We start from the raw sequence: 24,178 nt of genomic DNA, 5'->3' as shown, positions 1-24,178 counted from the left end.
TGATAATGGAATAGCCCTGCATGTCTCCCATACTCAAGAAAACGCGCCTCGCTTCTATCATGATTGCTGGTGGCATGCTGTCTGCCTGCGCCGCCCAACAACCGATACGCACAACATTGCCCGCAACGCCTGTGCCCATTCAGATACTTGCGCTCAATGATTTTCACGGCAATCTGAAGGTTCCGCAAGGCGAATATACCTTCGTGGAAGATGGAACACAGCGCAGCGTGCGTCTTGGTGGTGCAGCACGACTGGCCGCCTTATTGGAAAGCGTGCGCAAGGCGAACACCGTCACGGTTGCAGCGGGCGATCTGATCGGAGCCAGCCCGCTTATCTCATCGCTATTCCTCGACGAACCGACCGTCCGCGTGCTCTCCACCCTTGGCCTGGATGTCGCCTCGGTCGGCAATCACGAATTTGACCGCGGCGTGGCGGAATTGCGTCGCATGCAGGATGGCGGCTGCGACAAGCACACCATGCGGAAACCCTGCGCTATAGAGCCATTTGCCGGCGCCGGTTTCAATTACCTTGCCGGAAACACGGTCGATGAAGCAGGCAACACCCTCTTTCCCGCAACGCAGATGCAGGAAATCGGTGGGGCGCAAATCGGCTTTATCGGCCTGACGCTGGAGAACACGAAGAACCTCGTCAGCGCGCAGGCGACGCAGGGCTACACCTTTCTTGACGAAGCGCAGACCGCGAACACATTGGCGGCGCAATTGCAATCTGCGGGCGCGGATGCGGTGGTGCTCCTGATCCACGAAGGTGCCGTTGTCGATCCGCGCTTCAACATCGCGGGGTGCCCCGGCCTTTCCGGTGCGGTGGTTCCGATCGTCGAAGCGCTCGATCCTTCCATCTCGGTCGTCGTGTCAGGACATACGCACCAGTCCTATGTCTGCAATGTTCCCACCGCCTCGGGCGAAGACATACTGCTGACCTCCGGGGGACGCTATGGCGCCTTTGTTACCGACATCACCATGATGGTCGATCCCGCAGCCGGTATCGTCACATCTGTCAGTGCGCGCAACATACCGGTTGATGGCAGCGCGGGTAGCAATGCTGCGGTCGAGCAGATTGTCGCGACCTATGCCGAGGCATCCGGTCCTGTCGCCAACCGTCCAGTTGGCCCAATCGCCGACACGGGCGTAATTGGCGATGATTGCGGTGACAGGCCCGCGCAGCAGCTGGTGGCCGATAGCTACCTTGATGCCGCCAATTCTGCCCTGTCTGAGTCGGCTGATCTCGCGCTGGTCAATTCTGGCAGTGTACGAACTTATCTGACTGGCGCGGATGACGGGGTGCTGACCTTTGGTGAGCTTTCCGCAATGGCACCCTTCGGCAATAGTTTAATCGTGCTGGAGATGACAGGCGCGCAAATCATGGCCGTGTTGGAGCAGCAATTATGCGGAGATGGCCCGGCAGTGATCTGCGATTCCACTCTGATCCCGTCAACCGGAACGGTTTACACGCTGGATGTCGATAAGATGGCCGGGAAGCGCGTGACCGGGATGCAGATCAACGGAGCCCCGCTCGATCCGGCGCGCAGCTATCGTCTGGTGACAAACAATTTTCTTGTCGGTGGCGGCGATGGCTTTGCACAATTTACCACTGTGCCGCAGATCGCCAATGTCGGCTTCGATATCGATGCGCTGGAAGCCTATGTGGCGGCGGGCGATGTCACAATCCCCGTGTGTGGCCGCGTGCAGGGCGTATTGGCCGCCGACTAGGACGGGGTTTCAGCGCAACGGCGGTTCATCAAAACTGCGCAACTTGCGACTATGAAAACTGTCGCCCTCCTTGCTGAGCAGAGCGAGCGTTTCAATGCCTATGCGTAAATGCTGGCTGACCGACTTTTCATAAAAGCTATTAGCCTGCCCCGGCAGCTTTATTTCACCATGCAATGGCTTATCAGATACACACAGTAAGGTGCCATAAGGCACGCGGAACCTGTATCCTTGAGCGGCGACAGTTGCCGATTCCATGTCTATCGCGACAGCCCGGCTTTGGTTGAAGCGCAGGGCGGAGCGGGTGTAATGCAGCTCCCAATTACGATCATCGGTAGTGACAACCGTGCCGGTGCGCAACCGCCGCTTCAGCATATCATCCGAATCGCCCGTCACCGCACGTGCCGCATCGAACATGGCGGTTTGCACTTCGGCAATTGGCGGAATCGGGATTTCAGGCGGAATTTCGGAATCGAGCACATTGTCATCGCGCAGATATGCGTGGGCCAGCACATAATCGCCAATGGTCTGGCTGGGACGAAGGCCGCCACAATGGCCGATCATCAGCCACACTTCAGGGCGCAAGACAGCGATGTGATCGCAAATCGTCTTGGCGTTGGACGGACCTACACCGATATTGACCAGCGTGATGCCGGTATTGTCTTTGCCCACCAGGTGGTAGGCAGGCATCTGGTGTTTGCGCCATGTGCCCTCAGTTACCCGTGCGCGTGCATTTTCAAGATCGCCGCGCTCTATCACCGCGCCCGGCGCCGAAAAGCGCTCATAAGGGCCATCGGGATCGGCCAGCGCATCAATCGCGAAATCAATGAATTCCTCTACGTAGCGAATGTAATTGGTGAAGAGCACATAACGCTGGAAATGGCGCGCGGGCGTGCCTGTATAATGGCGCAGGCGCGCAAGACTGAAATCGGTGCGCAAAGCATCGAAAAGCGAAAGAGGCCGTGCCACCTGCCCTTCGTGGATCCACGTTCCGTCAACCACTTCATCGCCAATCATGATGAGGTCGGATGCAGGAAAATGGCGCGTCAGCTCTGCACTGCTTGCGCCCTGCAATTCCACTGCCCCACCGGCATCAAGCACATATTGATAGGGAATCTCGTCACTGGAGCGGCCTACCTCTATCTCCACCGGATAATCGCGGACCAGATGTTCCAGCTGTTCCTTCAGATAGGGGCGGAACAAATCTGGTTCCGCGATGGAACTGCGGTAGGTCCCGATCTGGTTTAGCCGAGCATAGGAACGTGCCGGATGCTCCTCAAGCTGGTCGTCCGCATAATGCAGAGTCAGCTGCGGATAGGCGAAAATGCCTTTTGCGCGATCCGCCGGATCGGGCGGCGTCCTGCTATCGGCAAAAGTGCCTAGCGCATCGACAAGATTGGCGCGCGAGGTCCTGGAAATATCCTCGAGCTGGTCCAGAATCTTGTCGATATCACCGATTTCAGTCGTCACAAACGCTCCGTGTCCAATTGTTGGATGCCGACCCTAGACGAAGCCGGAGTGAAACAGGAGGGCAAACCTGCATTTGTCCGGCAGAAGGCCTGCCCGATACAGGATTATTCCTCGGCAAAAACCATATCGAGATAGGCCGCAAGGCGGATACCCGACTGCGCGAGCCGCTCTTCCGCAGACTGTATCCATGTCCAGTGATAGCGATATTGCAATGCCACCGGAAATTCCTCCGTGCCGAGGCCGGGAACCGGCTCTGCATCGGGTCCGCCATATGGCCCGGCAGAAGGGCCTGTTTGGGGATAGATACGCTCTCGAAGGGCAACGCTCTCTGCCACCCAGTTTCCTGGGGCGGGTTCCCACCATGCCAGCACTTCTTCAGCGGTCATATGGCGTTCCAGCCGATCGGCATATTCGGAATAGGACAATTGCTGGCGCAGGATCATGCCTTCATCCCACACCCAGTGCAGATTGGTTTCCTTGCCAAACCAGTCGACGATGAAATCATTGCCGCCCCGGTCCGTGCCCCTGCCCGAATGGAGTGGCATGTGAAGATCAGAAACGATGTGGACAACGAAGCGCAGGGCCAGCGCCCTGTCATCGGCAGACGCGGCGTCGTCGCGCAAAACGGCGGTAAATCCTTCGAGCGCGGTCAGCGCGTCCCCTTCCGCTGGGTGGATGATTGAGCCCACCTCCTGCCCCGTTGGCAAGGTCACGTAATGGAAAGGGCCTGCCGTCTCCTGCCAGAAAGGCGCGGGGTTTGAACGCTCTTCATCAGGCCAGGTGCTCGCCTCAGGCAGTTCCTCATGACCCAGGATTTCAACAATTTCGGCGCGCGTGCGGCCGCTGATATTGTCCTGTGCAATCTGCGCAGTCACGCGATGTCCAGTAGGCCCCCAGGCATGGGCGGGCACGGATAGCGAAAGCGCAGATATGGCGGTGAGAGCGGCCGAAATCTTGATCATGGGGACGGTGTAACCCTCTTTTGTGGCAATGCTGTGAAATACATTGCTGCGCTACCGCAAGGGACGGAGTCATCGCAAATGGAGATATGGTGCTGGCCCAGCAAGCAAGAAGGTCCGGACGCGGAGGATGAACACTTCCGGAGCTGCAATGGCAGAATACCAATTCAAGCTCAGAAGGTGACGGAAATACCCGTACTCAAAGCCCAGGATCGAGCCGCGTTTCGCCAAGCACGTCATTGCCACCGAAAGTGCCTGTAGCAGTGGGCCGAAGCAGCGTCATTTTTTCCATCGAGGAAAAAGCCGAGCTTCCGGTTACGCTAAATTCGCCAATAACATGATTTTCTCGACCAACCTGTCGATGTCGATCGGCTTGGTTTCAAACTCGCTGCAACCAGCTGCAATCGACTTTCTGCGATCGCTTTCGAGGGCGTGCGCAGTAAGCGCGATCACCGGAATATTGGCAGTTTCTGCATTGGTCTTGATCGCTCGCGTGGCTTCCCAGCCATCCATAGCGCCAAGGGCAACATCCATAAGGATTATATCGGGCAAGGCAGATGATGCCGTCATGATCCCATCCGGACCATCCACGGCAGCGATCACTTCGAAACCCTTCCTGCTCAGGCGGCGTGAAAGCATATCGCGGTTCATTTCATTGTCTTCAACGATGAGAACTTTGGTCAATGGCAATTCCAGTAAGCGGACAATGCTCAGGCAAGCTGAGTGTGGGCGCCTTCAGTAGGCTGTACGCTCGTGACGGGTGGAAATATTATGATAAGCTCATGTTCATCACCGGCACACCGCTCTTTAAGGATGTCTCCACCCAGCAGCTGAATATATTTCAGCGCCAGTGCCGGTTCGATCCCCATGGCGCCGTATTTGGTAGGAGAAATATCCTGGGAATCGTCGAAAATCTCTGATGTCAGACTGATGGGGTGAGGCCGCCCGGCCGCGTCAAAACTCTCCAGCCGCAGCGATATGCCATCGTTTTCGATAACGCAGAAACGCAGGCGTATCTGGCCATCCTTGCAAGCATAGGCAATGCCGCTCACCATATTGCCGACTATGGCGGCCATCGCTGTCCAGTCCGTCACGAAAACCCGTTCGTTATGGCCGGCCTCATCAAGGGAAAGCGCCACACCCGGAGCCTTTTTTGCAACTTCTCCCCGCCATCGCACAAAAGCGGTAGCGACCTTGTCCGGCCGCGCATTGATCGGCATGCGGCCCGCTTCGATGCGCGAGTAATCAAGCACGTGATCGATCAGGTAGAGAAGCTGCGATCCGGATGAATGGATATGGTGCAGATCACCCTTATTGGCGCTGTCCCCTTCATCCTCTGCTTCTTCCAGCAGAAGCTGGCTGTAACCGATGATGGCATTCAGTGGAGTGCGCAATTCATGGCTCATCCCGGCGATAAAATCGGCCTTCGCAGCACCGGCTTGCCGGGCAGCCGCAGTAAGATTGCGAAGATTGTCGGAAGATGAAACCAGATTGTCGAGTTCCTGCCCGAATTCGCGCTGTTCATGGAACATCTTGGCAAAATACAGCGCCATCATGCCGAAATAGATCGCCACCGAACCCATCGAGATCATCCCGATGACTTCAAGCTCTTCGAGATTGAGCGGCGGGAGTGCAACACCACCCGTTGTGACGAAAAGCAGCGCCGAAAGATTGGCAAACAATTGCAATAGCAGGATATCGCGCGTCCAGCCTTCAGATGGGAGATACAGGAACGAGAGAAGCGGAATGATCAGCATCCACGGCAGGAATGGCGAAAGCAATCCACCAAAGGCATAGCAGGCCCAGATAACGCAGAACGCCAAATTCTGAACCGAGATAAAGGCCAGCAGGCGATAGCGTCCGGTCAGGCGCAGCAGGACGGGATAGATCCAGAAGGCGGTGATCGAGAGAAAGAAGACAACCACCCGGTAATCCGCGATCCCATTAATCAAATAGAGATATGCGGGAAGCGTATTGCCCAATATCGGACCGAAGGTATGGCTCAGCATGAACATGCGCGCACGGCGATGCTGTTCGACATCCGCGATCATCGCTTTGGGGATGAAGAAATCGAGTACAGAGCTCAGGTTCCAGCCGGGCGATGTCTGCAAAGCTGTCATCTCATCGCAGTCCTATTATCGGCCAGAAACGGGCAACGTCGCGGTCTGCAAACCACGGGTTTCCACTCGGTGGTCTAGGCCCCATCAATTGCATAATGGTTAACAAGAGTTTTAGAGATATTTAAACCCTTGCCGGGTACCAGAAGCCTCGACTTTCGGAGGTCTCGATGATTGCCCGGCTGAACACACTGCTGGACTGGTTCATACCGGTGCGATTCCGCTCATCGGTGTCTGACGTCACTGTGGTGCGTAATTTCGTATTGCTGCATTTCCTCGGCCCATTGATGGGCCAGGCTGTGATGGCATTCCTGTGGCTCAACCTGCCGGTAGCGGGCTGGCAGTTCTGGGTTACCGAAATCTGCGTCTCCAGTTTCTTCCTTGTTCCGATCATCCTGCGCAAAAGCGGGAGCATGGAACTGGCCGCGATGGTCTCAGTGCAAATGCTGGTCGGTCTCAGCCTGTTCGGATCGTTCTGGTTCGGCGGCATAAGCTCGCCGCTGCTGCCGTGGTTCCTCATCGCGATGGTTCTGTGCTTCTTCTATCTGGCGGAGGCCATTCGCAATGCGCTGATCGGCATTGCGCTGCAACTGACGCTTTTCACTATTGCGCGTCTTGTGACCGGTGAATTTCCGCAGCTGCTGGACCATGAGCAATTGCTGCTTCCGAATGTTTTCTCGATCATCGCTGCCCTCGCTTACATGACCATGATGTGCCTGTTTTACGAAACAGTCATGCGCGTAAGCCTGCGGTTGGAACAGGCTACAATCAACCAGCGCGAACGGGTCGAAGAACTGCGCGGCGCGATGGCGAAGGCAGAACAGGCCAGTCGCCGCAAGTCTATCTTCCTTGCCAAGATGAACCACGAACTGCGCACTCCGCTCAACGCTATCATCGGTTTTACTGAAATGCTCAAGGAAGAATGGCAGGACCGGGGTGAGGACGCGCGCAAGTCCCAGGACCTTGACCGGATCCATGCCGCTGGCCGACATTTGCTGGCGCTCGTCAACAATGTGATCGACCTGTCATCAATCGAAAGTAGCCGAATGGATCTCAGCGTCGAGGAAGTCGATCTGCGCAGCCTCGCCCATGATGTAATTGCCACAGCCTCGCCGCTTGCACAAAAACGTCACAACCAGCTTGTGCTGAATATGCCGGAAGAGATCACACCGCTTGAATTGGATGCTCTCAAGGTTCGCCAGTCCCTCCTCAACTTGCTGTCCAACGCGGCGAAGTTCACGACCAAAGGTGTCATCATGCTGACAGTAATTCGCACCACCGATGCCGATGGAGACTGGCTCTCACTCGAAGTCACGGATAATGGCATCGGCATGCGGCCAGATGGCTTGCGCCGCATATTCAAGACGTTCAGCCAAGCGGAAGACGATACAGCCACCCATTATGGCGGCAGCGGTCTCGGACTTGCGCTGACCAAGCGGTTTGCTGAAATGATGGGCGGCACAATCGTTGTCCGCAGCGAATTTGGCGTTGGCACCAGCTTTACGATCCGTGTGCCAGCAATTGAAGCGCAGATAGATCAGCGGTCTGCCGCGTGAGCTATCTCGATACTCCCCTCACCTCGCCACCACCAAGGGTATCGAGAGACCGTTTCCTTCCGTGGATTCTTGTCCTCCTTGGGGCCGGCAGCGTTCTTGCCGCTGCCATGACACTGACAATGGTCGCGCCCCAATCGATGACCGACTCAATCATCCTGGGCGGTTTTGCTATTGCCTCGATCTTCGGAGTTCTTGGCTTTCTACTTGGTCGCGCCATCAATGCAGCGCACGCAAAAAGGTTGAACGCCTACGCTGATGAATTGTGGGATTTGGCCACAAGTTTTGTTGGTAGAAGCGAATGTCGCATTGGCGGACCAGCGCTGATGGCTGGGATGACTACGGCAGCAGCCCCTGTGCGCGCGCAAGCCGGGTTGCGCGCCGTGTCCCGCGCGTTTCGTGCAATGCAGGTTGAGCGCGATCACGCCCGTGCCAAGCTTGATAACGATACGGTGGAGCGCAAGGCATTCTTCTCGCGGTTGAGCCATGAAATACGCACACCGCTCAATGCAATCATGGGCTATTCTTCCATTCTTATCGAGACAGCGGATGCAAAAGGTCTCGTAACGATTTCGGTGGACTTGCGCCGAATACGCAGAGCAGGCGAAACCCTGCTTGGGCAAATCGATAACTTGCTGGTCATGGTCGAAGACAAGGTGGATGGCACAGCGCAAGAGCGCGCGCCAATTTCAATTCGCGGTCTTCTTACCTCGATTGCCTCCCGCATCGGATGCCAGAGCGAATATGGCCGAATGACGCTGTCCGATGATAGTGCGGGCGGAGACATCACTTTGTTCAGCCATCGCGACAAGGTGAATCGGGCCGTACAGGGAATGTTCGATCATGCAGTGAAATTCAGAGGTGCACGGTCGCTTCGCTACTCTGCCTCCATCGCATCAGGCGATCGGGTACGCATCTTGGTCATTGCCGATAATTTTGCGAATGCCCGCAGCGAAAGGCGCAGTGTAGAAAAGAACGGCAGCGCCTTTGTCAACGATGTGCTGGCACGTCTGGTGGGTGCCGTGCTGGTGATGGAAGAGCGTGAGGACGGCACCTGGGCATACCAACTCGATATCCCCCTGGACATTTCAAAGGCCGGTCCACCGATTGAACCCGAGGAATCCCCCATGCAGGCTATACAGCGGCACGGCGCGCATGAACCGTCCAGAAAGAAGAAGAAAGCGCTCGTGATTGACGACGATCCGGCTGCTATCGATCTTCTGACCCGATGGTTGAAGCGCTGCGATTATCAGGTGGTATCCGCTCGAAACGCGGCAGACGGGCTGGAAATGGCGTGTCGGGAGCCGGTCGACATCGTTCTGCTGGATGCACTGATGCCCGGTAAATCCGGATATGAAGTGCTGCCCGAATTGCGCGCACAACCACAGCTGACCAGCACACCGATCCTGATCGTTACCGTGGATGATGACCGGGCCCGCGGCCTTGAAGCCGGTGCATCTGATTTCGTCCGCAAACCAGTGACCGAAACCGAATTACGCCGCATCATCTCCGTCTATGACACTGATCTGAGCGGAGATGTGCTGATTATCGAAGACGAAGATGACGCGGCCGAATTGCTGAACCGGACGGTTCGCCGCATGGGCTTCAGCACGCGGCGCGCGGTGGACGGCCAATCCGGCCTTGATGCTGTTAAGAACAGGCCTCCAAAGGCAATTTTGCTGGATCTCAACATGCCCGGGGTCAACGGTTTTGAATTTATCGAACGTCTTGCGTCCCACACTGAACTGGCGGCCATTCCCCTGATCGTTGTGTCAGGCCAGGATCTCTCCATTTCGCAGCATCATTCGCTCGTCTCCGCAGGTGCCCGCTTTTACTTGAAAGGCGATGCGGCTCCGCGCGAAATCGCCGAAGGTCTGCGGGAGGCCGTAGGATGACATTGCATTGCAACATCCAGCGCATGGTCCTGATTGTCGACGATATCGAGGAAAATCGCCTCCTTCTGGAACGGTCCCTGCAGTCCGCCGGCTACCGCACATTGAGTGCTGGCGATGGCGCCGGGGCGTTGTCGATACTTTCCAAGGCCAGACCAGACATCGTCCTGCTTGACTGGATGATGCCCGGTCTCAGCGGACTGGATACGCTGATAGCGATCCGTGAGAACCACACGGCCAGCCGCTTGCCTGTCATCATGTGCACCGCCGTTGGCGAGGACGAGCATATTGTCGAGGCAATGCAGGCCGGGGCAAATGATTACGTGACAAAACCTGTAAGCCTGCCTGTGCTGCGGGCCCGAATGGCCACGCATCTTTCACAATCCGAAACGGTGAACTCGCTGGATAACCAGATGGCCGAAGGCAAGAAACGAATGGCGCAGCAAGTCAGGCGACTGATGGAAACGAAAGTCGGCCGCTGAAGTGCTCGACAAGATTTCTCATATGATGGTTGCACGTAGGCAGCCCGGGACTGCACTTGCCTTGCTGGCGGTCCTGCTGAGCTGCATCGCGGCATATTACGGATTAAATGGAAATGCTCGCGAAGCAGGTTGGCTCGCATTTATCTCCGCATGCAGCGGTGCGCTTTCAGCCGGCTTGTTGAGGGATGACATCTTGCGATCTGACCGCACGCGCAGCCTGTTGGCGGATTTGCTGAAGGAGAGCCGCAGGCGGTTGCGCATGGACCCGCTAACCGGCCACCTCAATCGAGCTGCCTTTACCCAGGCCCTGGAAGAACTGGCGGCAACGAGTTCAGACAGCACGATGGTGATGCTGCTGTATTTCGACCTGAACCGGTTCAAAGAAGTAAATGATACTCTGGGCCATTATGTCGGCGACCGTCTGCTGGAAGCTGTGGGGGACCGTGCTGCCGAAGTGCTGTCCGATCCGATTGCGCTGGCCCGCCTGGGCGGTGATGAATTTGCTGCAATCCTGCCATTTCGTGACGAGGCCGAGGTGAAGGCCATTGGCGATGCGCTTATCAATGCAATCGGCCGCCCTTTTCACCTCGCGGACCGCGTTGTTGAAGTTTCAGCATCGCTTGGCATCGCAATCGGCGATCCGGCCATCTACGGCTGCGAAGAATTGCTGCGCCGCGCCGATCTTGCCATGTATGAAGCGAAGGGAAACAGAGGCGGATCTGTACATATCTTCGATGACCTGCTTTCCAATCGGCAAATGCGCGAAAACTCAATCCGAACAGAGCTTGGCAAGGCGCATTTCGAAGAACGTTTCATGCTGCATTATCAGCCGATCGTCGATGCGCGCGACGGCAAGACCTGCAAAGTCGAGGCGCTGCTGCGTTCCAAAGGAACTGCGCTTGATGGCATCTCCCCTGCCCTGATGGTATCCGTGGCCGAGGACAGCGGACAAATTATCCAGCTGACAGAATGGACACTGGATACCGCGCTTGGAGCCGCCCAGGAATTCAAGTGCCCTGTCGCGGTCAATGTTTCGCCAATCTACTTTCGCCATGAAAATTTTGCAGACAGGCTGATTGACCGTCTGATTGCGTCCGGTCTCCCCCCTTCTTCACTGGTGGTGGAAGTGACCGAGGGCGTCCTGATTTCCGATATATCCAGTGCGCGCGATTCCATCGGCCATCTGCGGGCAATAGGTATCGAAGTGTATCTGGATGATTTCGGAACCGGCTATTCCTCGCTCAGCTATCTGCAGAATTTCGAGCTCGACGGGATGAAGCTGGACAAATCCTTTATCCAGAAATTAGGCCAGAGCGAAAAGGCCATTCGTATCATCCGCTCTATGGTGGATTTCAGTCACAGCTTGGGAATGAAGACCGTGATGGAAGGTGTTGAAAGCGAATGGCAGGCGCGCCTGCTGCAATTGCAGGGATGCGATTATCTGCAAGGTTTTGAACTGGGCGTTCCAATGTCGTGCGAAGACCTATGTAATCGATTGGCGACCGAGCCTGCTGTCATCCATGCCGACAAAGGCAAACACGGCCTGTCAGCCCTTTCCAGCTAACAAGCAGGCACGGCGCATCCAGGCAGCGAAGCCAAGTCTCGTCAGTTGATTTAGATCGGTAAGCGAAACACGCCAGCGGCAAAGGTCAGGCGAAGGTTTCGACCATCTGATCGTGCAAGCTGGCGGTCATCACACCATCATCAAAGGCAGCCGGTAGAAGGCCCAGGGCATCGAGGTCAAAGGCGGCGGGCTTGGCTGATTGCTGTGCAAGCGCAAAATCGTCCGGCTGCATCTGCACATTCTGATCCGCAGGGAACCAATCAGCATAGGTGCTTGCGTCATAACCGTTTGCAGTCAGGTAATCGATCACCTGCTGCTCTGATTGGTAATTGGCATATTGGATGTTGCCGTCCGCATGCATATAGGCATGCAGATAGGCAGAGCCGTCCGTCAGTGCGAAATATATTTCCTGCAAATCGTCACCATCGTAATCATCCGCGTCCAGCACGCGGATGATATTCTCGATCTCGAGATCATTCTGAAAGCGGATCTGGCTGTCATGAGGACTGCCTGCCACAACCTCGCCCGATGCCACCAGCGGATCGATATAGGTACCCGCAACGCGCGTTTCGCCGGCCCATCCATAATCGTCGAAATAGACCAGCCCGTCATCTGCCGTGCCGACAGTGGCAAAACGTCCGAGAGCATTATTGACTAGGATCTGGTCAATATCGCCATCGCCGTTCACATCGACCTCGCCAATGCGCAGCCAAGCACCGTTACCGCCCAGCGCATTGCCGTCAAAATCGCGGATATTGTTCATGGCCATCTGATAGACCGCAGGATCAGCAGTATCGAAATTCACCGATACGCCGCTACCCGGAAGCAGGCGAATGGTCTCGTCATCGAATTGCAGATATTCGATTGCTGTCAGAGTATCCGTGCCGTCGGGGCCGCTCACCTGAAATACCCCGGCCGAAGTCTGCGTGACCGCGTAGGAGGAACTGTTGCCGCTGAAAATCGCGGTGTCGATATTGCTGCCGCCATCGATCACATCAAAGCCCGATCCGCCGGTGAGAAAGTTGACGACATCATTGCCGACCAATTGATCATTGCCAAAGCCGCCAATGGCATTTTCGATCACCGTGCCACGGGCGATGCTCATATTGCCGATGCTGCCGCCGACATTGGAAAATGTCTCGGCATTCAGATTGATGTATTGCGCGGCGGAAAAAGGCGAATAATCAAGCGTATCGTTACCGCCGTGATCGACAATGGTGAAGGCCAGCAAGGTCCCCATGCTGCTCATCGAACTGGGGCCGATCCCGTAGATATCGCGCCCGGTGTTATTTCCCGCGCCATAGGTGTTACCACCCGTTCGTGTGGTGGCTGTCACACCATATAAATTCTGGATTGCCACGACATCAGCACTCATCGGGGAAATGGCGAAAACCCGGCTGAAATCGAGATCGTTGAAGAAAGTGTTTTCGTTCTGATCGAAATACGACATGATGGTGCTTGCCCACGCATCATTTAGATAGACTGCATCCTGACTGTAACTTGCTGTCGAATTATAGTTTCCGGCATGGCCAAGGCCCAGCGCGTGGCCAATCTCGTGCAGATAGGTCTGGAAAGAATAGCTATTCAATGTCGTGCCGGCACTGACCAGCCAATCTGTCGAGATGTTGACATTGGACTGCGAGATAAAGCCGTTGACGGTGGTGGAACTGGCAAAGGCACCATCTTGTGCGTCATCGAAAATGATTTGCCCGCCAGACGTGACTTCATTGAAGGAAATGCCGAGCACATCGCTCCAAAGATTGAGCGCCTCCCGGGCAAGATACTGGCCCGTTCCAGTCAAGGCAGTGACATTGATGTCGAGCGTATCCCCCGGTTCAACATTGAAACGCCGTGATGCGCCAGAACCGCCCCAGTACCCATTGATCAACTGGTCGGCGATTTCATCATTGGTGAATTCCTGCAGCGCCGGAGCGATAATGCCGGCAAGCTGATAAATGCCTTGCTGCGAATCCGCCCAGCCGCCCACGTCGATGTAGAACGTTTCATTGGTTTCAGAGACATAACGGATGCGTGAGTAGGTACCTGAGCTATCGTCATTATAGGCTACCACATCACCAGAGGAATTGCGCAGTGTCAGCGTGGTATCGACATCATTTGCGCCGCCGGTGGCGCTGGTGGAAAATTCATAAATCTGTCCAGCTTCGAGCGTGACCGCATACCAGTCCCGGTCGCCGGAAAGGTTGAGCGAGCTGCTTGTGGCCGCCGCACCGATCGTCAGGCTTGCGCTTGTCGAAGCGTCTCCGGCCACATCGTCATTCAGCGGCATGGAACTGGAAAGGAAATACTGCCCGGTCGAACTTTCCCAGCCGGTCACGTCGAGGTAATAGGCTGCGGTGCTTGTCGCGGTGAAGGTGATTTCGGAATAATAAAGCCCTGCCGCGGTATTGGCGTCATCATTTGTCTCAATGACTGTTCCAGCAGAATCGCGAAGCGTCAGTATGCTGTCCGGCAAGCTGGCTAGGAACACAGTGAACGTATAGGTCTCGCCTGCCGTCAGATTGATGCGGAACCAGTCACTGTCGCTGGATGTGTCTATCTCGCTGGTGGCGAAGCTGCCTGGGGCGACAGTAGCCGTGGTCGAGGTGCCACCTGGTATGTTGTCTACCGCAGCGACTACATTACCGCCGGGCTGATGAACATGGCCGCCATGCCCCGCAGCGTGAACGGCAGAAAGGCTGAGAATGCCGGCATGAAACGAATTTCGCTCCGGTGTATCGAACTGGCTATCAAAGCCCAGCGTCTCGACCAGACCTTCTTCGCGATTGAAGCTTCCCCGCAGGAAGTCCGCTGCCATTACCGTCATCTGCCCATCCACCCTTCAAAATATTGTTGCTATCCGGCCATTCAGGTTCCGGCCGCAGGTTGTGCCTGAAGCATCACCTGGGCTACCGCTGCGGCCAACCTGTCGAGGTCACCTTGCGCCAAGGGTCTGTCCATTACATCTACCGAAACCTTGGGATATTCTGTCGTCTCGTCCTGTCCGCGTCGGGAAATCAGTGCTTCGGCCGATCCGCGTTCATGCAAGTCGATTGAAACGGTCAGCGCGGCAGGATCCACCGTCTTGCCCGCAGCGGCCATTGCATCAACCAGCCGCTCTTCAAACTTGCGGCAAATCTCTGCGGAACTGGCGTCGGCAGACAAGTGCCGAGCGCCTGTAACACTACAAGTCGTCGGAAGATTTTCGGTCACACAGCCCGCCTCTGCAAGAAATACCAACGTCGACAAGGTCAGAACCAGCGCTTTGCGTGACATAGCCGACAAATACCTCTGCACACCCTAGACCAAATACCGGTTAATCAATGCCTTTCTTTCAGCATTGAGAGCACGGTAACTAGTGAAATCAGATGAATGTATCCAGCCGGTATGTCAAAAGATTACGGCTTGGATTGGGCATTCTAGCAGCGATACCAAGACATTCCTGCGCACTATATTAACCCTGAACCTACACAAAAAACTTCAATTGTTCGATGGCAATCACTGGTTCGCACTGTGCATGTTCACTCTGTTTAACAGCGCTGCATAGGGCCAAACTCAGTTGAATTATCATTGAGTGGAACACGCCTCCTTCGCATGAAAATCCGCCTCCTACTCCTTTTTCTTCAGCCGTAAGCGCAGGTGCAAATTGCCCGCGATCGCCTTACTGTAAACCTCAGAGGACAAGCTCCCGGTAAGCAGATAATCCTATGAAGCGGAAGGCATGCGCATGAATACTGAACTGGCCACGATCCAGCGGTTCATACTTGTCGGACTGCTCAACACGGCTTTGGGCTATTTCTTCATCCTTGCAGCCCTGTGGTTTGGCGCAGGCGATTACCGCGCCAATGCAATCGGCTTCGCTCTTGGCCTGCCGATTTCCTATGCGCTTCACCGGTTATGGACTTTCCGCCCGAAGCACCGCGCAAGCCTGGGAGAAATAGCCCGCTACCTGATGGCATTCTTAATAAGTTACGGCGTCAATCTTGCCGTCATCACAGCAGGGCGCATGGCAGGCTATTCAGAAAGCCCGATTGTGCAGGGACTGGCCATAGCGACTTACGCTGCGGTGTTTTACGTCATCACGCGTCTTGCTGTATTTCGCCGGCCGGATTGATCTTACGCTCAGTGAAGTTCAGGCTTGTCTGAACAATCGGCTGCGATGAACTCTTGGATTGCAGGAATATGCGGCCAAGATATTCACCGATAATGCCCATGAAGATTGCATTGATTGAAATGGACATCAGCAACAGGATGGTAGTTGTCGCGAAGCCGGCCGGCCATTCCTGCCCCAGAACAAGGCTGCCGAGCAGATAGCCGAATGTCAGCAGGAAGCTGAGCAGGCCGATGACAAGCCCCGCAATAGAGGCCAGTCGCAGGGGCAGGAGCGAGTGGTTGAGTACACCGTCAACCGCCAGCATTATCATCGACTTGAGCGGAAACTTGCTTTCACCAGCAATGCGGTCGGCCCTGTCATACTCGATGCCCACTTGCGAAAAGCCCATCGCGCTGATCAGTCCGCGCAGGTAGGGCGTGGTGTCGTTGACCTGTTGTAGTTCTGTTAGGATGACCTTGTCTACCAACCGGAATTCGCCTGCATTCAGCGGCAAATCATCATGGCTGATGGCACGCACGAAGCGGTAGAAAACGCGCCGCGCCATGGCGGTGAAAAAGCCGTCCTGAAGACTGCGGCGAATGCCATAGACAACTTGATGGCCTTCACGCCATCGAGCCAGCATTTCGGGTATGAGTTCGGGCGGATCCTGAAGATCGCAATCCAGCTGCACCGCGCAATCACCGCTCGCCGCCTTGTAGAGCCGCAATAGCGAGCGCTGGTATCCATAATTGCGCGACAAGCGAATGGCTTTGAGCCTCGGGTCCTTTCGGGCAAGCTTTTCGAGCAGGCCGAAGGTGCGATCGGAAGAGTGATTGTCCGAGAAAATGATCTCGTAATCATAATCTTCCAGCCCCTCGAATGCCTTTACGATAGTGTCGTAGGCACGTTCAATAGTTGCCTCTTCATTGAAGGCGGGAACGAGAACCGACACCAGCGTTTTCTCAGACTGCTGCATGGCGAAGTCCCTCTGTCTCAGCATCGTGGCTCTCTTTTCTTACAAGCTTTCGCAGACCATCTTCGAGCGCAATGCGGGCCTGCCATCCCAGTTCGCGCTGGGCCTTTGTCGTGTCGGCACACAGGATCGATTGCTGACCGCCCAGCTGTTGCTCGCCAAATGAAACAAGCGCCGGGTCGCTCTTCATTGCCCCTACAACGAGGCTGGCAAGATGGCGCATGGAGAGCGCTCTGCCTGTAGCGACATTCACGGTCTCACATCCATCAGGGCGTTGATCAGAAAGGAGAATAAGAGCCTCAATAACATCGTCGACATGGATCAGATCGCGTCGGTCATCCGGCCGATTGATGGTAATAGGCTTTCCATTTGCGCATGCGTCAATCAGCGCAGGCAAGAGGAAACTTGGCGACTGCCCCTTCCCATAGGTCAGCGCAAGGCGCGCTGTGATCACAGGAAATCCAAGCGTTTTGGCAAGCATTTCAATATGATGTGTGCCTGCCAGCATGCGTGCGCCATATGGCGTCTGAGGGCATTCCCGGAGATCTTCCCGATAGGGCGTTGGGGCAAGCCCATATTCGGCAATTGTTCCTGTGCGCACCATGACCAAAGGCGGGCTGAGCGCGTTCGAAAGCTGGCTCAAAAGGGTGAATAGCGGATCGAGATAATCTGCCACGCCTGCGGCCAATGAGGCGGGATCCGGCGCGCCCGCATCGCGTGTCGATGCGGCAAGATGGAACACTTTTTGCGGCACAGCTTGCTGCAGGCATGCGGCCAGCGCATCTCCATCAGCAAGGTCGAACCGATGCAGCACGATCTGGTCCGAAATATCTTCAAGCCGGTCAAGCGAGGAGCCTGAACGCACCACTGCATGCACCATATCACCACGTGCAACCAGCGCACGCACAAGATGCGATCCGATGAAACCGGCGGCGCCAGTGACAAGGCAGGCAGAGCCGGTCATGAAGCCACCGCTTTCAACCTTATCCCACAAGTCGCGGCGTAGGCAGCGGGACGAGGAATTTTCCGCCCCGCGCGCGGAATTCGGCCTGCTGTTCGTAAATCTCGTCGAAGAAATTCCATGCCAGCATGAACAATATATCGGGCTGCTCTTCCTCGATAGCTTCCACCGGACGAACAGCTATCCGCGTGTTCGGGGAATACAGCCCGTGTTTGAGAGGATTCTTGTCGACAAGGAAATCGAGATATTTGTTGTCGATCCCGAAATAGGTGATCAGCGTGTTGCCCCTTGCAGAAGCACCATACCCTGCGATTTTCTTGCCGCCGGCTTTCAGCTCATCAAGCATGGACCGAAGGATCTCGCCCGTTTCATCGAACGCCATAACGCCCTGATCATACGTAGCCTTGTCGAGCATGCCACATGCCGTCTCTTCGGCCAGCATGTCTGCAACGATGGGCTCTGCCGGAACGTGTGCAGATTTGCGGGTCAGGAATATCCGCATCGATCCGCCGTGAATGCCGGGCAGCCGTTTCGCATCGGTCACTTCAAGCCCGCAAAAAGCGCCCAGTTTCATGATCGATAACAGGCTGAATTCTGAGACATGCTCATGATACATATTGTCGAATTCGGCACGCTCGACCATTTCCTTGGCGCGGGGGACCTCGATCACGAACGTGCCGTCTTCTGCCAAAAGGATGCAGGTCGCCTCCATGAAAGTGTGCAGGTCGCCAATATGGTTGAATGTATTGGTGGTCGAAATAACCCTGGCCGGGCCATAGGTATCGCGCACTTGGGTTGCCGAGGCGGGGTGGAAATAATCGATATGAGTGCGCACGCCCTTTTCGGCCGCGAGTTCAGCGATATTGGCAGCCGGATCGATCCCCAACGTCGTGCAGCCGCGCGAGTTGCAGGCGGCCAGCAACAACCCGTCATTGCTACCGATATCGACGATCAACCCATCCTCGCCGGCACGTTCTGCCAACACCGATGAAAACTCATCGAAATGGCTGTGCATGGTTGCCGCACCCGAAGGAACGTAGAGATAGTGGCGAAAGAAATTTTCCGGGATCTGATCGGCCACTTCAATCAAGCCACATTCAAGACAGACCTGCGCATTGAGTGGGAAGGATGGCTGCTCCTTGTCCAGATCATCCTGCCGGATCAGCATCTGTGCGGGTGAGTGCTTGCCATAGGCAAGAAACAGATAGGGATCGTCAGCCTTGCACGCGCGGCAGGTTTCGAGCGTGGCACCCTTCGTCCGGTTGGCGGAAACGGGATCAAGCATTGGCAATCTCCTGTGCGGGGGTGGATCTCTGGCTGGCGGCGAAGCTATCAAAGCATTCGTGCATGTAATCGATTTGCGCTTCGTCGAGACCATGATGGCAGGCGAGCAATATTCCGCCGCGCATCACCGCATCGGAAATGCCATACCCTTCGAACGATGTGGCAACTTCAATGCCTTTCATCGCCGGTTGGCGCAAAATGTTCCCGGTGAAGACGGGGCGCGTCTGAATGTCCCGCTCTTCCAGCCAGATCTGCATCTCACGGCGGTTGAAAGGCGCGTCGGGCCGAATGGTGAGAGGGAAGGAAAGCCAGCCCGTTCGGGAACCTTCAAGCTGGCGGGGCAGGATGAACCAGTCTTCATAACGTCTGAAGAATTCATACTGCCGCGCGAAATTGTGTTCGCGGGCGGATATATTGTTCTCCAGCTTGCCGAGCTGCACCAGCCCGAAAGCCGCGCCCATTTCTGAAGGTTCGACATTATAACCCAGCTCGTCAAACAGGAATTTGGCATCATAGCTGATGCCATCCACTTCGACGTTGAAGCGCTTTTCAATGCTCTCGGAATCGACATAAAGCGAGGATGTACGCCCCCATGATCGCAGCAGCAGTCCACGCCGCGCAAGATCATCATCATTGACGCACAGCATTCCGCCATTGCCGCCCGCATTGATCACGTGCGAGCCATAGAAACTAGTCGTGCTGATTTCGGATCGTGTGCCGCTGCTGGTGCCATTTATCGTTGCACCCAATGTATCGGCGCTGTCTTCGATCACCATCAGATTATGCGCATCGGCCAATTGGCGGATACGGTCCCAGTCAGGCAGATTGCCGATCAGCGAAGGAATCATCATCGCCTTGGTCTTCGGGCCGATCATCGCTTCGATCTTGGCAGCATCGATATTGTATGTGCCTTCTTCTGCGTCGACAAAGGCGGGCACCAGCTTATTGCGCACAATGGGTGCCACTGTTGTGGCAAAGGTGAGTGAAGGCGTGATGACTTCGCTACCTTCGGGCAGTTCGAGCAATTCCATCGCGAGATAATTGGCCGAAGAACCGGAATTCACCATGATTCCGTGCTTTTTGGCGAATAGTGCAGAAACCTTTTCCTGCATTTCGCGCACTTTGGGGCCCATCTGCGTCGACGTGCGAAGAACTTCGACCACGGCGGCAATTTCTTCCTCACCGTGGACTGTCTGACCATAATTCACGCGCATATTATATTGCCTTCCTGCGATGGCGCTTCTGTCTTTTGGCTGCCCGCATATGTCTCGATCTGTCTCAGAGTGAACTGGCGCATATCGGTGCCGCTCTGTGTAAAAGCACGATACCAGGATGCGGTGAGGTCGATCGCCTGATCTGTTGTCAGTCGCGGGGACCAGGCTAAGAGCTTGCGCGCCTTGCTGCTGTCCAGCGTCAGCATCGTGGCTTCATGCGGATCATCGGCACTTTGGCCAAATTCTATCGCTGCGGCATCATCGCCCCATGCGTTCTGCATACCGCGCGCAAGATCTTTCACCTGCACAAAGGCATCGGCGCTGGGGCCGAAATTCCAGCCTTCGGCAAATTCGCCAGCCTCCGCGCCAAGCAATCTTGCGCCCAGTTCGAGATAGCCGCTCAAGGGCTCCAGCACATGCTGCCACGGACGCACGCTGGCCGGGTTGCGGATGATGACCGGTGTGCCCGCAAGGTTTGCACGCACGATATCGGGTACGAGCCTGTCTTGCGACCAATCCCCGCCGCCAAAGACATTGCCTGCCCTCACGCTGGCTAATTGACAGCCATTCGCGCTACTGAAAAAGGACCGGCGATAGCTGCTGGCCACCAGTTCGGTGCAGCCCTTGGATGCGCTGTAGGGATCTGCCCCGCCCATCGGATCGACTTCGCGATAGGGCCAGTGCCATTCGTTATTCTCGTAACATTTGTCGCTCGAAACCACGATGACGCCCCGCGCAGAAGGGTTGCGCCGCACCTGTTCCAGCACCGTGGCGGTGCCCATGACATTGGTGCCGAACGTGCCCAGCGGGTCTTCATAGGACGGACGGACCAGCGATTGCGCCGCCATGTGGATGACAAGGTCAGCCGCGAAACCTTCCGTAGCGGCTGCATATTGGGCCTCGTCGCGTATGTCGGCTACGCGATGTTCGACAAGATTTTCGAGATCGAGAGAGGCAAAAAGCGACCGGTCGGGGTCAGGTGGTAGCGCCACACCGCGCACATCTGCGCCCAGCATGTGGAGCCACAATGCCAGCCAGCCGCCCTTGAAGCCGGTGTGACCAGTAACAAGCACTTTCGCGCCTGCAAAAATATGGCGCAATTGCCGGTCGAGATCGTAACCTTCAGACACCGGCCAGCCTTGCTGTTGTGATTGGACCTCGTGCCGTCCTTGCATCGGCATTGCGGCGTTCCCGTTCAAACTGCATCCACGGGGGCGAGCCTGACGTGGCCAGCCGTTCAAGATGGTCGCGATCCCGAATTGTATCCATCGGGTGCCAGAAGCCCTTATGCTTATAGGCCATCAATTCGCCATCGCGGGCAATGTTGGTCAGCGGCGCCATTTCAAGCGGCTCTTCATCGCCCGGCAGATAATCGAGCACGCCCGGCTCAAACACGAAGAACCCGCCATTGATCCAGGTTTCGTATTTGCGCACTTTCTCCGTAAATTCGACGACCTTGTCATCTTCCATTTCCAGATTGCCGAAGCGCGCCGGTGGCTGCACCGCCGTCACCGTTGCCAATTTGCCGTGAGACTTGTGGAAGTCCATCAGCGCCTCAATATCGATATTGCCGACGCCATCGGAATAGGTGACCATGAAAGGCTCGTCATCAAGCCAGTCACGAAGACGCTTCAAGCGACCGCCAGTCATGGTATGGTGCCCCGTATCGACGACAGAGACCCGCCAATCGATATTGGAAGTCGGCCGCAAATCCATTTCACCATTGCCGATGCCGATGGTGAAATCATTGTTCATGAGATGCAGTTCATTGAAGAAGGACTTGATTGACATCGCCTTATAACCGCACGCGATGATAAAATCCGTCTGTCCCCAGTGGTCGTATATATCCATCACGTGGAGCATGATCGGGCGACCAGCCACCTCAACCATGGGCTTTGGAATACGGACTGTTTCTTCTGCGAGGCGGGAGCCAAGTCCGCCTGCCAACAAGACTACCTTCATTGTTCTTCTACCCCATCCGCGCTCGATCATCCGGTATATTGCCTACGCCTGCCAATGTATGGGACGCGGCGGATTTCATGAACTGGGCATGCGGGTTAGCCAGTCTTAGCCTTTTGGCTGTCCTCACCCCTTGCCCAAACACGCTTCATGGCGGCGTGGAGATATAGAGTTTGAACTCCAGCGCGCCGCGCTCACCGCCACCTTCAACCTCGCGATAGCCATGCGAAACGGCATAGTCCGACAACCTGGCCTCCAGCGGCTCCGCAATGTCCACAAGGATAGCATCAGGTTGATTAGCATCGAGAAATTGCGTCAGTTCTTCGGGGGATGTGGTGCGGTAGTGCTGGCGCTCTTCAGCCGTCATGTAAGGTGCGACACGAAAGACGAACTGGCCCGCTGCGAATTCGGGGTAGATGTCCCTGCCCCCTTCGATAGCGAGGAGGGGCGACAATGTGGCTATACGTGCATCAACGGCCAGCCCTTCGCGGTCCAGCGCATCATGCATTACAGAATAGGTTGCAATGCCGGTCCATCTCGCCGGATTCGCCAAGGCGGCAAGCCCTGGCAGAAGGCGGACGCTCCCCGCAATAAGCGCGAGCGCAATCAGACTCAGAAGCAAGGCTGTCGTACGCACATCCCCATCACCAAGATCCGCGGGCTGCGACCGTCCCACTCCAGACGCCGGGGCAAGCGACAGGAAAGCGAGCAGCAAGAATGGTATCGGCGGCACAAAATATTGCGAGAAAGACGGTGTCGGCACGAAAGATATGACGATACCCAGCAAGACAAGCGCAGCCATCAATATCACCTGCCAGCGCAGCAGATGGGCCATTCCTCCGCGCAATCCCGCAAGGGTGAAAGGACGGACCGCCATCACGCAAATGCCCACGATCACCAACAGCGTTGTGCCCCCCAGCCAGATTTCCTCGGCCAGCAGGATCTTGTCAGCGAAACTTACCGCCTTGGGTTCGGTCGAATCAACCCAGAAGGCGCTATGCAGCTCGGTAAAATAACGCAGGGTATGAGCAACCATGCCTTCAAAATCGCGCGCAAAGGCCAGCAGAGAGGGAAATCCGCCGACCAGCCCCCCGAAACACAGAGGAAGGCATTGGAAACGCAGGCGTTCGATAAGCGGCTGGCTTTGCCTTGCGAGCACGCTGGCGATGAAAAAGCACGGCGCTATGATGATGAAATTGGCCTTGAAACCAATGGCCAGCGATACGGCCACGCCGGATAGAAAAGCCTCTGCGATTCGGCGTTTGCGCGGATAGTCTTCATCCAGCGCGCCAAGCACAAAGAGAAAGGCAAGAAAGCTGAATGGGATAGGGATAAAGCTGTTGGTCGCCAGCATGCCGGGCGGCCCCAGCAGTGTAATATTACCAACCAGCAGCGCCATTGCGGCGACTATTGCCAGATTCGACACTCCCATCCGCCTGCCGATCAACCAGATAAGTATCAGCGCAGCAGCCCAAGCAGCAAGGATCAGCAATCGCGTGGCCATCAGATAATGATCAGTGCCTGTCAGCGCAAAGACGGACGAAAACAATATCGCGAGATTAGGCAGGTGGTTGAACCCCAGATCTCGGTAGAGATCGGCATTGGGCCATTGCTGCGCTACTGTGACGAACATATGTTCGTCCCGATTGATTGGATAGGAAAGTATGCGCCCGGCCAGACATGCCAGACTGACGAGGATGAACGCAGGCATCAGCCAGCTGACCCATACCCCGTTCCACGCGTAGGCCTTGCCGTGTTCTTCCATGCGCCGACCTTCCACTGTAAAGATCGCTTGAATGTGCAGCACGCTCTCCGCTCATGCCAGCGCCAAGATGGCGTAACCAATTGGAGCCGCGTGATCGCGCTGGGCCGTTCAATCAATCACCAATGCACCTTTGGTATTAGGCCGGATGCCCAGCCCTGCATCGGGCGCAAT

General features: G+C 56.0%; 19 protein-coding genes. 6 read left to right on the top strand and 13 right to left on the bottom strand.

Annotated elements, in window-relative coordinates:
• Nucleotides 1-20 precede the first annotated feature (20 nt).
• Nucleotides 21-1,727 carry a bifunctional metallophosphatase/5'-nucleotidase gene (locus tag CP97_RS06180; protein ID WP_048885221.1) on the top strand — a complete coding sequence of 569 codons (1,707 nt, stop codon included), beginning with the start codon at nucleotides 21-23 and terminating at the stop codon, nucleotides 1,725-1,727.
• A gap of 9 nt (nucleotides 1,728-1,736) precedes the next feature.
• On the opposite strand, the gene CP97_RS06175 is transcribed toward CP97_RS06180, so the two are convergent.
• The 4 genes from CP97_RS06175 to CP97_RS06160 all read right to left on the bottom strand — a co-directional run bounded on the left by CP97_RS06175 (nucleotide 1,737) and on the right by CP97_RS06160 (nucleotide 6,273).
• A complete protein-coding gene (locus CP97_RS06175) occupies nucleotides 1,737-3,194 on the bottom strand; it encodes an AMP nucleosidase (RefSeq protein WP_149036430.1) in 1,458 nt (485 codons plus the stop codon).
• Nucleotides 3,195-3,298: 104 nt separating this feature from the next.
• Nucleotides 3,299-4,156, bottom strand: a complete 858-nt coding sequence (locus CP97_RS06170) for a S1/P1 nuclease (protein WP_048885220.1) — start codon at nucleotides 4,154-4,156, stop codon at nucleotides 3,299-3,301.
• Nucleotides 4,157-4,468: 312 nt separating this feature from the next.
• Nucleotides 4,469-4,837, bottom strand: a complete 369-nt coding sequence (locus tag CP97_RS06165) for a response regulator (protein WP_048885219.1) — start codon at nucleotides 4,835-4,837, stop codon at nucleotides 4,469-4,471.
• A 26-nt stretch (nucleotides 4,838-4,863) separates the two neighbouring features.
• A complete protein-coding gene (locus CP97_RS06160) occupies nucleotides 4,864-6,273 on the bottom strand; it encodes a sensor histidine kinase (RefSeq protein WP_048885218.1) in 1,410 nt (469 codons plus the stop codon).
• Nucleotides 6,274-6,440: 167 nt separating this feature from the next.
• Here CP97_RS06160 and CP97_RS06155 point away from each other — a divergent pair, with 167 nt between their 5' ends.
• Genes CP97_RS06155 through CP97_RS06140 form a run of 4 tightly spaced genes read left to right on the top strand, consistent with a single transcriptional unit; the run spans nucleotide 6,441 to nucleotide 11,761 of the window.
• Nucleotides 6,441-7,826 carry a sensor histidine kinase gene (locus CP97_RS06155; protein ID WP_053106558.1) on the top strand — a complete coding sequence of 462 codons (1,386 nt, stop codon included), beginning with the start codon at nucleotides 6,441-6,443 and terminating at the stop codon, nucleotides 7,824-7,826.
• The gene (locus CP97_RS06150) at nucleotides 7,823-9,718 is read left to right on the top strand and encodes a response regulator (protein WP_149036429.1); all 1,896 of its coding nucleotides are present in this window, start codon (nucleotides 7,823-7,825) and stop codon (nucleotides 9,716-9,718) included. Before CP97_RS06155 ends, CP97_RS06150 begins: the two co-directional genes overlap by 4 nt.
• Nucleotides 9,715-10,197, top strand: a complete 483-nt coding sequence (locus CP97_RS06145) for a response regulator (protein WP_048885216.1) — start codon at nucleotides 9,715-9,717, stop codon at nucleotides 10,195-10,197. Before CP97_RS06150 ends, CP97_RS06145 begins: the two co-directional genes overlap by 4 nt.
• Before the next feature lie 22 nt (nucleotides 10,198-10,219).
• On the top strand, nucleotides 10,220-11,761 hold the full coding sequence (locus CP97_RS06140) for a putative bifunctional diguanylate cyclase/phosphodiesterase (RefSeq protein ID WP_048885215.1): 1,542 nt from the start codon (nucleotides 10,220-10,222) through the stop codon (nucleotides 11,759-11,761).
• Between the two features lie 85 nt (nucleotides 11,762-11,846).
• Here the strand turns inward: CP97_RS06140 and CP97_RS06135 are convergent, their stop codons facing one another.
• Both CP97_RS06135 and CP97_RS06130 read right to left on the bottom strand, forming a co-directional pair.
• Nucleotides 11,847-14,585, bottom strand: coding sequence for a M10 family metallopeptidase C-terminal domain-containing protein (locus CP97_RS06135; RefSeq protein WP_082863744.1), 2,739 nt, complete (start codon nucleotides 14,583-14,585; stop codon nucleotides 11,847-11,849).
• Nucleotides 14,586-14,626: 41 nt separating this feature from the next.
• Nucleotides 14,627-15,034 (bottom strand): hypothetical protein, encoded by a 408-nt coding sequence (locus CP97_RS06130; protein WP_048885213.1) that lies wholly within the window; start codon nucleotides 15,032-15,034, stop codon nucleotides 14,627-14,629.
• A 451-nt stretch (nucleotides 15,035-15,485) separates the two neighbouring features.
• Between CP97_RS06130 and CP97_RS06125 the strand changes: the two genes are divergently transcribed.
• Nucleotides 15,486-15,872, top strand: coding sequence for a GtrA family protein (locus CP97_RS06125; RefSeq protein ID WP_048885212.1), 387 nt, complete (start codon nucleotides 15,486-15,488; stop codon nucleotides 15,870-15,872).
• Here CP97_RS06125 and CP97_RS06120 read toward each other — a convergent pair.
• The 7 genes from CP97_RS06120 to CP97_RS06090 all read right to left on the bottom strand — a co-directional run bounded on the left by CP97_RS06120 (nucleotide 15,838) and on the right by CP97_RS06090 (nucleotide 24,049).
• Nucleotides 15,838-16,851: a glycosyltransferase family 2 protein gene (locus tag CP97_RS06120; RefSeq protein ID WP_227819702.1), complete on the bottom strand. Its 1,014-nt coding sequence runs from the start codon at nucleotides 16,849-16,851 to the stop codon at nucleotides 15,838-15,840. The genes CP97_RS06125 and CP97_RS06120 overlap by 35 nt on opposite strands.
• Nucleotides 16,814-17,788: an NAD-dependent epimerase/dehydratase family protein gene (locus tag CP97_RS06115; RefSeq protein WP_149036428.1), complete on the bottom strand. Its 975-nt coding sequence runs from the start codon at nucleotides 17,786-17,788 to the stop codon at nucleotides 16,814-16,816. The genes CP97_RS06120 and CP97_RS06115 overlap by 38 nt, the downstream gene beginning before the upstream one ends.
• 19 nt (nucleotides 17,789-17,807) lie before the next feature.
• Entirely contained in the window at nucleotides 17,808-19,070 is a 1,263-nt protein-coding gene (locus CP97_RS06110) for a class I SAM-dependent methyltransferase (RefSeq protein ID WP_082863742.1), read from the bottom strand.
• Entirely contained in the window at nucleotides 19,063-20,283 is a 1,221-nt protein-coding gene (locus CP97_RS06105; RefSeq protein ID WP_048885209.1) for a DegT/DnrJ/EryC1/StrS family aminotransferase, read from the bottom strand. The genes CP97_RS06110 and CP97_RS06105 overlap by 8 nt, the downstream gene beginning before the upstream one ends.
• Nucleotides 20,274-21,413: a CDP-glucose 4,6-dehydratase gene (rfbG, locus tag CP97_RS06100; protein WP_048885208.1), complete on the bottom strand. Its 1,140-nt coding sequence runs from the start codon at nucleotides 21,411-21,413 to the stop codon at nucleotides 20,274-20,276. The genes CP97_RS06105 and rfbG overlap by 10 nt, the downstream gene beginning before the upstream one ends.
• Complete coding sequence (rfbF, locus tag CP97_RS06095) at nucleotides 21,406-22,245, bottom strand: glucose-1-phosphate cytidylyltransferase (protein WP_082863740.1); 840 nt, start codon at nucleotides 22,243-22,245, stop codon at nucleotides 21,406-21,408. Before rfbF ends, rfbG begins: the two co-directional genes overlap by 8 nt.
• A 145-nt stretch (nucleotides 22,246-22,390) precedes the next feature.
• Nucleotides 22,391-24,049: a hypothetical protein gene (locus tag CP97_RS06090; protein WP_048885207.1), complete on the bottom strand. Its 1,659-nt coding sequence runs from the start codon at nucleotides 24,047-24,049 to the stop codon at nucleotides 22,391-22,393.
• Between the last annotated feature and the right edge of the window lie 129 nt (nucleotides 24,050-24,178).

The organism is Aurantiacibacter atlanticus (assembly GCF_001077815.2).
GTDB lineage: Bacteria > Pseudomonadota > Alphaproteobacteria > Sphingomonadales > Sphingomonadaceae > Alteraurantiacibacter > Alteraurantiacibacter atlanticus.
The sequence above is the reverse complement of the archived record's forward strand: the minus strand, read 5'-3'. Positions and strand labels throughout refer to the sequence as shown.

Coding starts and splice junctions, on each gene's coding strand:
- CP97_RS06180 (WP_048885221.1), top strand. CDS start 21: ATGTCTCCCATACTCAAGAAAACGCGCCTCGCTTCTATCATGATTGCT.
- CP97_RS06170 (WP_048885220.1), bottom strand. CDS start 4,156: ATGATCAAGATTTCGGCCGCTCTCACCGCCATATCTGCGCTTTCGCTA.
- CP97_RS06160 (WP_048885218.1), bottom strand. CDS start 6,273: ATGACAGCTTTGCAGACATCGCCCGGCTGGAACCTGAGCTCTGTACTC.
- CP97_RS06155 (WP_053106558.1), top strand. CDS start 6,441: ATGATTGCCCGGCTGAACACACTGCTGGACTGGTTCATACCGGTGCGA.
- CP97_RS06145 (WP_048885216.1), top strand. CDS start 9,715: ATGACATTGCATTGCAACATCCAGCGCATGGTCCTGATTGTCGACGAT.
- CP97_RS06140 (WP_048885215.1), top strand. CDS start 10,220: ATGATGGTTGCACGTAGGCAGCCCGGGACTGCACTTGCCTTGCTGGCG.
- CP97_RS06135 (WP_082863744.1), bottom strand. CDS start 14,585: ATGACGGTAATGGCAGCGGACTTCCTGCGGGGAAGCTTCAATCGCGAA.
- CP97_RS06130 (WP_048885213.1), bottom strand. CDS start 15,034: ATGTCACGCAAAGCGCTGGTTCTGACCTTGTCGACGTTGGTATTTCTT.
- CP97_RS06125 (WP_048885212.1), top strand. CDS start 15,486: ATGAATACTGAACTGGCCACGATCCAGCGGTTCATACTTGTCGGACTG.
- CP97_RS06120 (WP_227819702.1), bottom strand. CDS start 16,851: ATGCTGAGACAGAGGGACTTCGCCATGCAGCAGTCTGAGAAAACGCTG.
- CP97_RS06115 (WP_149036428.1), bottom strand. CDS start 17,788: ATGACCGGCTCTGCCTGCCTTGTCACTGGCGCCGCCGGTTTCATCGGA.
- CP97_RS06110 (WP_082863742.1), bottom strand. CDS start 19,070: ATGCTTGATCCCGTTTCCGCCAACCGGACGAAGGGTGCCACGCTCGAA.
- CP97_RS06105 (WP_048885209.1), bottom strand. CDS start 20,283: ATGCGCGTGAATTATGGTCAGACAGTCCACGGTGAGGAAGAAATTGCC.
- rfbF (WP_082863740.1), bottom strand. CDS start 22,245: ATGAAGGTAGTCTTGTTGGCAGGCGGACTTGGCTCCCGCCTCGCAGAA.